The sequence below is a fragment of the Ochrobactrum sp. C6C9 genome, assembly GCF_022627935.1.
GTDB classification, from domain to species: Bacteria; Pseudomonadota; Alphaproteobacteria; order Rhizobiales; family Rhizobiaceae; genus Brucella; species Brucella teleogrylli.
The window spans coordinates 1-10,187 of sequence record NZ_JABXGB010000063.1 but is presented as its reverse complement, the minus strand read 5'-3'; the positions used below and the strand labels follow the sequence as shown (position 1 = coordinate 10,187).

Genomic DNA, 10,187 nt, shown 5'->3' with positions numbered 1-10,187 from the left:
GTTATAACGACTCCAAGAAAACTGACCTAGCACCCGGCACGCTCTCAGTTTCCAATGCAGTTCTTGACTATTCGTCAAAACGACCACCCATGGATCAAAAGACAGCGGCGCAGCGTTATTCTCCTCCAGCCACACGAGGTAAAAATGAACGTAGCCAATCTGCAGATAGAAGGACTTTGCATGGCAATTATTGCCATAAATCATGCCTTGGTTGAAAAAGGCATTCTTACGCAAATAGGGCTAAACAGAGCACTTAAGAAAGCCGAAGCGATAGCGCGAAGCGACGAACGTTTTGTAGAGGGTCTCAATCCTTCAAGCCGAGATGCTGTCTGCTTCCCTATTCGAATTCTCGGTGCTGCAAATAACGAAAAAACTCCGCGATCCAGCACGCTTTCCGAGCTCGCCCGAACAGTTGGAGAAACCTAAGAGCCATACAACGATATGTACTGAGCCAGTTTTCTCGTGGACATTTAGAGAATTTAGACCCCGTACCGAGACAGTAATCGGTTTTGTCGAGATGCACGGCTTTAGCAACCTCGGAGTTGTCCGCGGACAACTCTGATCGCTCCATAGTTAATCGTTTGTAAAATGTTTACGAATCGGGCTTACTGTGAACTTCGCAGTTATTGATGAATTCAAATCAATTGCGAAGTTGAAGGGCCTCAAATGTTAACAAGTCATAACCTGATGGATCAACAGGAACATCTTCCGACTCTGTTGTCAGCGGATTCGCAAGAATTGTCGCGGCAACTCCAACTTCATCAGCAAAAAATTTTCCCGCCAACATCGCAAAAAACCATTCGCCAATTTTCTCCGTCTGAGGCAGCAGCTTACATTGGCATCGGTGAAGGCTACCTTAGACAGGTAGCATCGGAAGGTCATGGCCCCGAACCAATGGCAAATGGTCGACGTATGTACACGCCGGACGATATGGATCGTATTCGCTATTCCTTAGACGAGAAGAATGGCGCACCCAAGTATGTCCCAACACGTAGAGCTAATGAAAAGCTCCAAGTGTTGGCTGTTATGAATTTTAAAGGTGGATCAGCGAAGACCACGACATCAGCGCATCTTGCGCAGTTTCTTGCATTACGTGGATATCGTGTTTTAGCGATAGATCTCGATCCTCAAGCATCTCTTTCAGCACTTTTCGGACACCAACCTGAATTGGATGTTGGTGAAAGTGAAACTCTTTACGGAGCTATTCGATACGAAGATCCGCGCAACATTACAGAGATCGTTCGCGCGACCTATACGCCTAATCTCCATGTCATTCCAGGAAACCTGGAATTGATGGAATTCGAACACGAGACGCCAAAGGCGATCACAACGGGGCGTGCGGAAAGCATGTTCTTTGCTCGAATAGGGGAGGTTATCTCCGATATTGAAAGTATTTACGATGTCGTCGTGATCGATTGCCCCCCACAGTTAGGCTTTCTAACAATGTCAGCCCTATGCGCTGCAACAGGGGTGTTGATCACCGTGCACCCTCAGATGCTCGACGTCATGTCTATGAGCCAGTTTCTCGCAATGACGAGTGAACTTATGGCGGTCGTGGAAAGAGCCGGTGGCAGAACAAGTTATGACTGGATGCGTTATCTCGTGACCCGTTACGAACCTAACGATGGTCCGCAAAGTCAGATGACGGGTTTTATGAGAGCTATATTTGGTAATCGGATGCTCCAAAACGCCATGCTGAAATCTACTGCAATTTCTGATGCCGGAGTGACTAAGCAGACCCTTTACGAGGTGGAACGGTCACAATTCACTCGAGGCACCTATGATCGTGCGATGGATTCACTGAATGCCGTCAACGGAGAAATCGAAATGCTTTTGAGGGCTACCTGGGGAAGGAAGTAACAAATGGCACGTAAGAATCTTATCGGCGTATCATTGGATACTGACCCAAAGTCTCCGCAGGCGATCGATTCTGATATCACAAGGTCGAGGCCTTTATCCGGCTTTGTGCCTACTGCGCGAAGCGCTCCAGTGGGCGGAATTACAAAGTCTTTGACCAACATTACTCAAAAGGTCGAACGCGTCGACGAACTCGAAAAACGGCTTTCAGAAGGACAAGTGATCGTCGAGTTAGATCCGAGCTTGGTTGACGGATCTTTCGTATCGGACCGTCTTGAAATTGATTCAACCCAACTTTCTGAACTCGTAGCGCAAATTCGTGAAAGCGGTCAGCTAGTACCCATTCTTGTCCGGCCAAACCCGGCAAACCAAGAGCGATATCAAGTAGCCTTTGGTCACCGACGTTTAGCAGCGGCTAAAATTATTGGGATTAAGGTTCGAGCGATCGTACGCGATCTCACAGATGAACAGTTGGTCATCAATCAGGGTCAGGAAAATAATGCTCGTACTAATCTATCTTTTATCGAACGAGCTTTGTTCGCTGAACGCCTAGAGATAAAAGGGTTTGCGCGAGATGTCATAATGTCGGCACTTGCTGTTGACAAAGCCGCAGTTTCGAAAATGCTGTCAGTCGTTAAGCTGATTTCGTCCGAAGTTATCGAGTTGATTGGTGCTGCTCCTGAAATCGGTAGACGTCGTTGGATGGAGTTCGGCGATCTAATTTCCATAGGCGATACCGAGGGGCTTATTCTAGTGTTGTCCGCGGACAACATGAGATCGCTCGATAGTAACCAACGTTTCCAAAAGGCCTTCGAGTACCTCGCCACGGCTAAATCATCGAGCCCCACGAATGTGAATGCTCGCGCCCAGGTTAACAATTGGGTGTCAAAAGACGGCTCTTTAAATCTATCAATGAACCTTCGGGCTAAAAAGGTTGCGATTGAACTAACAAACAGAAATGCAAATGATTTTGCAGATTGGCTAACAGGTAGAATGGATACACTTTACGACGAGTTTAGCCAATCAGTTGCCGGTAAGAATGGAGACTAACGACCAAAAGAAAAAGGCCCCCAAAACGTCACCGCGTGGAAGCCTCTCTCAATCTGTAGCAAGTCTGAGAATCGCATTTCCATGAATCAGTGTCAAGAGTCGTAAGCGTCTTTTTGGCGGGTGGATTTCTTTTGCCTTTTGAAAGGTGAGAGGGAATGCAAATTCTGAAGACTGACACGTCCGCGTTTTGTGGGCGAATGAAGATGTTTGCCCAGAATTCTGAGCGGCATGAGAAGCCGAAACAGGGGAGGGGCGTAAACAGATGGGCGCTCTACAAACAGCTCTGCGTGGCTAAGGCTAACTTCGGCCTGAACGATCGTTGTCTTGCCGTGCTGAGCTCGCTTCTGTCATTTCTGCCTGATGAAGAATTGCATGAGAAAAGCGGCCTTGTCGTTTTCCCATCCAACCGACAGCTTTCGCTGCGTGCCCATGGCATGCCGGAATCTACACTGCGCCGACACCTGGCGGCCCTTATTGAAGCTGGGATCATTGCGCGCAAAGATAGCCCGACGCGTAAACGCTATGCTCATAAGGACAGGGAAGGCGGCGTCGAGCTTGCTTTCGGCTTTTCCTTTGCACCATTGCTCCAGCGCGCCTCTGAAATTGCTGCTATCGCGGATAAGATTCTCGCCGATCAGAAAGCACTGAAGCGTCTTCGCGACGAAGTGTCCGTCATGCGCCGAGACATTGCGTCAGCCTTTGCGGATAGGGCCGAAGAAACGGGTGAACTTAGTGAGTGTCTCGAAGCATTGTTCGTTCGCTTCCGCGCCATTGTCGACGCTATCTCTCGCCGCGCATCTCTTGATGAACTGTCCGCGATCAAGGCCAATTTTGAAGCCATTCGTGGTGAATTGGCTATCGCTCTGAAAACACTAGGGATTGTTCCGGAAATGAGCGGCAGCGTCGCCCAATCTGAGCGGCAGCATAATGAATCCCTGCCAGAATCCCTTTTTGAATCTCAAAATAGCAAAAAGATTGATTTGAACGCGCCTTCCGCAGAAATACCAGTTTCTGAGATGCCGGAAGAAGGAACTTCTGGCGAATTAACGCCATCCATTTCTCTCGACCAGGTGCTTCGATCCTGTCCAGATATTCGCGAGTATGGTGCGAACGGAATTGGCACATGGCGTGAGCTTCTCGACGCCTCGCGTATCGTCTCAGGCTTTCTCGGCATCAGTCAATCAGCCTATCAGGAAGCGATCTGTTTCATGGGGCCGGAAACCGCTTCGACCGCTATTGCCTGGATCCTGCAGAAACTATCGGCCATCAATTCGCCTGGCGGATATCTACGATCTCTGACACAGAAGGCGAGGGGAGGGACCTTTTCAATCCGCCAGCTCCTGTTTTCAGGAATGAAGGCAAGCGGGAGTCTCGTCTCGATATGACACTGCTTTGGCCCGGTTCTAAAGGCACAGCCATGAGTTGGAAACGTCTATCGCGAATAAGCCAAATTCTGGGCTCGGGCCTGGTCGCGGGATTGCTTTGTTGGCTTGTCGGCACGCCATCTGGAAAGATGGCACAGAGTTTGAACTAAGGGGAGCCTGATTAGAAAGCTGCGCGGGGAACGTGCTGGCGAGAGTTGCCGTATCGGTTGCAGCGGCAGGCGACCGGATGAACCCGATTGATCTACATGCGAGCCAATGCATCGCGAATGAGACATTTGGGAAACCGGCGCCTTGGATGCCGAGATGAAGCGCCAAGTGGGATGACTTCGAAAAGAACCTTGCAGGCGGCCGATACATGCGACAAACTCACCGAGCGCTAACGATCAATTAAAGAACCTATATCAAGGTCAAAGGCAATTGGACCTATCTCTATCGGGCACTTGATCGTGGAGGCCAAACCCTTGACTTCATGCTCTCTGGGCGCCGAAATCTCGGGGCGGCGAGGCGCTTCTTTAAGAAAGCCATCGCAAGCAATGGCGTTCCGCACAAGGTCGTCATCGATAAAAGCGGTGCCAACCTGGCTGACGCACAGGCTGTCAATCACATCCTGAAAATCACCGGCACGGGCAAGATGATTGAAATCCTGCAGGTTAAATACCTGAACAGGATCATCGCTTCATCAAGCGGATCACCAAACACATGTTAGGCTTCAAAGCGTTTCATTCAGCATCGGCGACCATTGCTGGCATTGAAGTGGCGCATATGATCCGCAAGAACCAATTCGCAAATGACAACCGTTCGTCATTCCAGGTGTTCGAGGAGCCCGCAGGATAATTGCGTCAAGACATAAGGTCGTTCTTAATCTTCTGAAATTTTTGCGACAGAACCCCCATGCGACTACATTGTTTACACGTCGTCGGCACTTTCCTCAGCTTCGGTCTGTTCTTCGCGTTCCTGTTCTTCCACGGCCTTGGGAAGCCTTGCGAGAGGCCGACCTGCGAAATAATCGCTAACCCGCTGGATGAGAAAATCTACTGTCGCGGGACTATCAGCCAGTTTGCGAGCGAATGAACGTCCCGGATGTAGAACATCCCAAGGAGACTTGAACTGTGTCTTACGACGGTTACCGGGGTCCTTGTTGCCAAAACCGTCAATCGCGCGGTTCCATATCGGCTTGAAGCTCTCGATGAGGATGTTCTCGCCGAGCGGGATCCAGATATCGTCGACGACCAAATGGCGCACGAAGAAGTCGGCGAGGTCGAGATTTTCGGATTCGTCAATGGACATGGCGTGCTGCTTGAGCCGGTCGGCTAGTGCCTTACCAATTCCTGCATCCTTGGACAAACCGCCCTTACGCCCACCCTTGGGGATAGCCTTGCCGACGTAAATTGGCTTCCGAAAGGCATCGCCACGATTTTCTACGGCCAGCGCTTCATAGGCGGGATAGGTGCCGGTATAGTAGATAACGTAGACACCAGCACCTCTGATGTCATCCACCTCCGCCAGCTGGCTCGGCGGTCGCTGAAGAATTTCCATCTCTATGCTACGAGCGAGATTCAGCTTATCGAGTGGATTGTAGGGTTTGATGTTCATGCCGTAGCGTCCAGGATATGCCGGGCAATATCCTCCCCCACCGTACGCGCCAGACGAACGGGCACGGCATTACCGAGCTGTCGCATCGATTCTGTCCATGTGCCGTGAAATATATACTCGTCTGGAAAAGTTTGAAGCCGGGCGCTTTCGCGCACGGTGAAATAACGCACACTACCGTTCGGTCGGCGCATCATGTTCTCGCCGCCGGGCACGCCGTGCACGCCCGCCTTTAGCGTCTTGGCTGGTTCATCGAGAGGGCTGCCAGTGTGTCCGGTATAGGAACGCGCGCCTGGCTGAAAACGATGATTGAGGATATGAGACGCGGTTTGAGGTGACTTTTCTGGATCCGGCAGATCGGCGATGGCATCGCGAACCGTGCGCCATGGCTGGAAACCGACCGGTTTTTCCGATGGCGCGATCATCGATGAAGCTGAAATCCGGTGTCGCTGCGCAACGCGGTGACGATCCCAGTAATCGCCATGGACCATGTCCCAGATTAAAGCTTCTCGTGAATGTGTTTCCTTGGGAAAGCTCCACCGAAGACCAAGATCCTCGCGAAACCCGACAAAGAAAACGCGTTCGCGCTTCTGGGGAACACCGTAATTCGCGGCATTCGCCAGATGCACGACCACGCGGTAATTCAATCCACTGCGGCTACCGCTCGTATGATGCTGCTCAAGGCGTGCCAGATGATCAAGCCAAGCCTCCTCCTCGCGCGGGCGTATATCGGGATGTTCGAGTTGAAGTCGGATATATTCGAAATAATTGCGGAAAGTGGCGCGTGTGAGCCCTTTGACGTTCTCGAAAATAAACGCTCCGGGCCGAGCCTCGCGTACCGCCCTTATCGCTTCAGGGAACATGTCGCGAGCGTCTGTGTAGGCACCGTGCTTGCCACCAAGCGAAAAGGGCTGGCAGGGCGGCCCACCGGAAATCAGTTTTACCTTGCCGTCGTAGACGGAGAAATCGATCGCGCGGACATCACCTTCCGTTAGCTTCCATTGTCCAATGACCTTGATGCCACGAGCTTTGTTCTGCCGGATAGTGTCGCAGCAATAGCGATCCCATTCGATCACGTTCACGGGACGGAAACCCGCCTCGTGTAATCCAATCGCCAAGCCGCCGGCACCGGCAAATAATTCAATCGACTTCATGAAACCACGAATAAACGGATTCTCCTGATTAGAAAAGTTCATTTAGATAGCCAAACCGAAACAATGTTTGGTGCGCTCGGAAACGTAGTTTGCGGCAATGAACAGTTCTCGTTCTGAGGGCATCTTGTTCCAGAACAGATCCATCCTGTTCTCTACGAGCGGTTGCGCTTGTATCTCGGAATTCGCGGTACTTCTAATCGATTTCGTCTTGCCCGATGGACCGCGTTTTCTCTGATTTCCATGACGAACAATTTCTTGTCTTGTTTCATCGCATCTGGTCATTTGCATAGGAAAAGCCGGGCTCGAAAGCTGATCGGTTCAATTGGCGTTATTAACCGTCGAGTTCGTCGGTAAAGGGAGAGATATAAAGAGTAGCTTTTTAAATGGTGTGGAAGAAGGCAAATGGCCGATGTGATCCGCTTTTCTCTGATGTAACGGATATGTCCGTGAGAATATGGGGCGTGGGGTATTCGGATTGCGGGCGGTTGAGTTGTTTTGCGGGGCAGGGGGTATGTCTCTTGGGTTGAAACGTGCAGGTATCGAAGTGGTCGGGGCATATGATGCCTGGGATCCCGCCGTCGAGACGTACCGTCATAATGTCGGGCAATATGTTCACAAACACGACCTGAAAGATATTTTCGCTGTTGCGCCTGCGATAGCCCGAATGGCCCCGGATCTGATCGCTGGCGGACCGCCATGCCAGGATTACTCGGTTGCGGGCAAGCGGGTGGAAGGAGAAAACGCGTCGTTGACGCGGGCTTTTGCAATGCTCGTCTGCCTCGCCAGACCACAATGGTTTGTGATGGAAAACGTTCCACAGGCAGCCCGCTCCGAAGCGTGGGCGGATGGGCGCAAAATGCTAATGCGGGCCGGATACGGATTGAGCGAGTGCAAGCTGGACGCTTCCTGGTATGGTGTTCCACAACTCCGCAAACGTCTGTTCATTATCGGACGTCTGGGAGAACGGCATGGGTTCCTCGATTCAAGCCTTGTTAAGGCGCGATCGGAACGCCAGACAGTCATCAGCGACGTACTGGATATTCCGGAAGGCTGGGTCTATGCGCGGCCTTTTCGCGCCGGACGCGGAGTTCGTGGTATCCACGAACCGTTTCCCACTGTGACGCGTACGGCCTGGGAACGGCTGACGGATCGCTATCTGAACAATCCCCATCCTGCAGATCCGGTTCCAGTCTCGCAGGCAGCGATGCTGACGACCCGACAGCTGGCAATGCTACAGGGTTTTCCGGATGGTTGGCAGTGGAAGGGCGCGACACGACAGGATATTCATCAAATGATTGCCAACGCCGTGCCCTCTCCACTGGCCGAAGCGATCGGTCGTGTCATCCTCGCGCGCGAGAACGGTCAAAGCATTCCCGAAGTTGAAGGCCGTTTCGTGAACTGGATGATGGAAGCGGGGCGCTCGCCCCAATCCGCACGCAATGTCAAATCGCAGGTCAACCGGGCGCGCCGTCTTTTAAGTGGACGAACATTCTTCGATACAGGACTGGAATTGGCCCGGCTGGAACTGAATGCCGAGTTCGAAACACTGACGGTCCGGACGAGATCGGATCTGCGTGCCGCTCTTCGTCTTTATGCAGAGTATCTCGATCGTAAAGGCAAAGCCGCCCGTTCTCGCATCGCGAAGATTTCAAGAATGGCTGCTTGAGGATAAGTATTCATCGAGCGCGTGAACCAGAGGCTGGAGCAATTCGGTTATCTGTTGCAAAGAAGTCAGGCGACTTCCTGATAACCGCGTTTGCGACGAACCGCGACAAGTTTGCGAAGAAGTGCGTTGGCGGATGCTTCGTCCAGGAGTGTTTGCTGCACGGATTGTCCAAGTGTTCCGATCCGCCCCCACGAACGCATGACGCACCATTCACCGAATAAATTCGGTTGAACCGATAAGGTGTAGAAGCGTCGCATGTTGTTGCGTGGATCGATTTTACGAAAGTGTATCGGAAGCGAAGGCTGGTTCAACATATCAGCAGAATCCGGCATTGCGAGGGGAGCGTCCAACGCATTTTATGAATCGATCCGGGCTGATCGATTCATGCCGTTGATGAAATCGTAGGGGGTCTATGGCGATGTAAAAATCTGGCACAACTCTACATGCCAGTGTGGCAGGTCTCCCGGAAATGCTACGATCGGCACAGAAACGCTCCTGGTCACGCTCCTGCCGATCGCCTTGCGGTAAAGGGGCGGCATTTCCGATCGTGATGCCTTGGGAGACGCTGATTTGATTTGCCGGTGGGGCAACTTGATGTGCCTCTACCGTATTTCAGAGTACCCACATAGCGTATCACATCAGGATAATTTGCAGTCTTGCGATTCCAGGTTTTGGATTAACGTTGCGGGCATCCGGAAAACTGTTACGAAACCGGATATATCCGATTCATCGAAAAACGGCGTTTGAGAGCCGGGAACCGATGCAGAACGATCCCACCGTGTTCGAGGGAGCGTCAGGGGCGTAGAGCAAAAGAATCTGATCGACAGGCGTTTTCCCCAGGTAAGTCCTCCAGATTCAAACGCCGTTTGACGCCATATTCATTGCTGTAAGGTAAATGGATTTTATAGAATTGATTTACGTCTTGCGTATGTCGTCATGAGTTGCCCGCAACGTACCACAACGTGTCTGCACGTCATCCCAATTTGCCCGCAACGCATTTCAAATCGAGACAATTTGCATTAATCCGATTCAAAACCTCAGAAAAGCGTTGCGCGTTTCCGCATAAACGTTGCCAAATTCAAGATTTCCGTTTCAGTTACAAACGGCGTTTGCCAGCTATGCCAAGCGCGGAGACAAGCGTTTTGTGCCAATTGGTTTGGGGCACACCATGGCTGCCAACAGAGCCGATAAACTGGAACATCCGTGACGACGGACCGGTAGAAGACGGAATGGTTGGGTGAATAATAGGAGTGATAGGGGGATGTCGATGTGCTTGAAGACAGCCCCCACTAGTTCGGTGGATGATATGGTGCCCATACGAGCAGGATTAAGGTGCAAGCCAAAGCTGGGCGCAATGAACAGATCACCCGACGCGAGGCGCTGGAGCTATCGACTGACCGCTTTCAGTCTAGGCCGTAAACTCATAAAACTGCTTGGCATTTGAATGAGCTGATGATTCAAAGGCCTCTCGAAAGGGAGGCTTTT

General features: G+C 51.5%; 8 protein-coding genes and 1 pseudogene. 6 read left to right on the top strand and 3 right to left on the bottom strand.

Annotated features, from left to right (window positions below; genetic code table 11):
- Positions 1–144: 144 nt before the first annotated feature.
- The 5 genes and pseudogenes from HWD97_RS23715 to HWD97_RS23695 all read left to right on the top strand — a co-directional run bounded on the left by HWD97_RS23715 (position 145) and on the right by HWD97_RS23695 (position 5,126).
- On the top strand, positions 145–426 hold the full coding sequence (locus HWD97_RS23715; protein ID WP_371835754.1) for a hypothetical protein: 282 nt from the start codon (positions 145–147) through the stop codon (positions 424–426).
- Positions 427–666: 240 nt separating this feature from the next.
- On the top strand, positions 667–1,860 hold the full coding sequence (gene repA, locus HWD97_RS23710) for a plasmid partitioning protein RepA (protein WP_024899752.1): 1,194 nt from the start codon (positions 667–669) through the stop codon (positions 1,858–1,860).
- A 3-nt stretch (positions 1,861–1,863) separates the two neighbouring features.
- The gene (gene repB, locus HWD97_RS23705; protein ID WP_024899751.1) at positions 1,864–2,907 is read left to right on the top strand and encodes a plasmid partitioning protein RepB; all 1,044 of its coding nucleotides are present in this window, start codon (positions 1,864–1,866) and stop codon (positions 2,905–2,907) included.
- A 155-nt stretch (positions 2,908–3,062) separates the two neighbouring features.
- Positions 3,063–4,292 carry a plasmid replication protein RepC gene (gene repC / locus HWD97_RS23700; protein ID WP_371835753.1) on the top strand — a complete coding sequence of 410 codons (1,230 nt, stop codon included), beginning with the start codon at positions 3,063–3,065 and terminating at the stop codon, positions 4,290–4,292.
- 400 nt (positions 4,293–4,692) lie between these two features.
- Positions 4,693–5,126 (top strand): annotated as a pseudogene (locus HWD97_RS23695) (transposase).
- Positions 5,127–5,198: 72 nt separating this feature from the next.
- Here HWD97_RS23695 and HWD97_RS23690 read toward each other — a convergent pair.
- Together HWD97_RS23690 and HWD97_RS23685 are read right to left on the bottom strand one after the other, a co-directional pair.
- Entirely contained in the window at positions 5,199–5,885 is a 687-nt protein-coding gene (locus HWD97_RS23690) for an Eco29kI family restriction endonuclease (RefSeq protein ID WP_024899748.1), read from the bottom strand.
- Complete coding sequence (locus HWD97_RS23685) at positions 5,882–7,078, bottom strand: DNA cytosine methyltransferase (RefSeq protein WP_235889908.1); 1,197 nt, start codon at positions 7,076–7,078, stop codon at positions 5,882–5,884. Before HWD97_RS23685 ends, HWD97_RS23690 begins: the two co-directional genes overlap by 4 nt.
- Before the next feature lie 469 nt (positions 7,079–7,547).
- Here HWD97_RS23685 and HWD97_RS23680 point away from each other — a divergent pair, with 469 nt between their 5' ends.
- Positions 7,548–8,702, top strand: a complete 1,155-nt coding sequence (locus HWD97_RS23680) for a DNA cytosine methyltransferase (RefSeq protein ID WP_371835752.1) — start codon at positions 7,548–7,550, stop codon at positions 8,700–8,702.
- 65 nt (positions 8,703–8,767) lie between these two features.
- Here HWD97_RS23680 and HWD97_RS23675 read toward each other — a convergent pair whose 3' ends face one another.
- Positions 8,768–9,016 (bottom strand): WGR domain-containing protein, encoded by a 249-nt coding sequence (locus HWD97_RS23675; protein WP_113467925.1) that lies wholly within the window; start codon positions 9,014–9,016, stop codon positions 8,768–8,770.
- Positions 9,017–10,187: the final 1,171 nt, after the last annotated feature.

What these genes read in the sequence shown, in the direction of transcription:
- HWD97_RS23715 (WP_371835754.1), top strand. Translation starts at nt 145, where the DNA reads ATGAACGTAGCCAATCTGCAGATAGAAGGACTTTGCATGGCAATTATT.
- repA (WP_024899752.1), top strand. Translation starts at nt 667, where the DNA reads ATGTTAACAAGTCATAACCTGATGGATCAACAGGAACATCTTCCGACT.
- repB (WP_024899751.1), top strand. Translation starts at nt 1,864, where the DNA reads ATGGCACGTAAGAATCTTATCGGCGTATCATTGGATACTGACCCAAAG.
- repC (WP_371835753.1), top strand. Translation starts at nt 3,063, where the DNA reads ATGCAAATTCTGAAGACTGACACGTCCGCGTTTTGTGGGCGAATGAAG.
- HWD97_RS23690 (WP_024899748.1), bottom strand. Translation starts at nt 5,885, where the DNA reads ATGAACATCAAACCCTACAATCCACTCGATAAGCTGAATCTCGCTCGT.
- HWD97_RS23685 (WP_235889908.1), bottom strand. Translation starts at nt 7,078, where the DNA reads ATGAACTTTTCTAATCAGGAGAATCCGTTTATTCGTGGTTTCATGAAG.
- HWD97_RS23680 (WP_371835752.1), top strand. Translation starts at nt 7,548, where the DNA reads ATGTCTCTTGGGTTGAAACGTGCAGGTATCGAAGTGGTCGGGGCATAT.
- HWD97_RS23675 (WP_113467925.1), bottom strand. Translation starts at nt 9,016, where the DNA reads ATGTTGAACCAGCCTTCGCTTCCGATACACTTTCGTAAAATCGATCCA.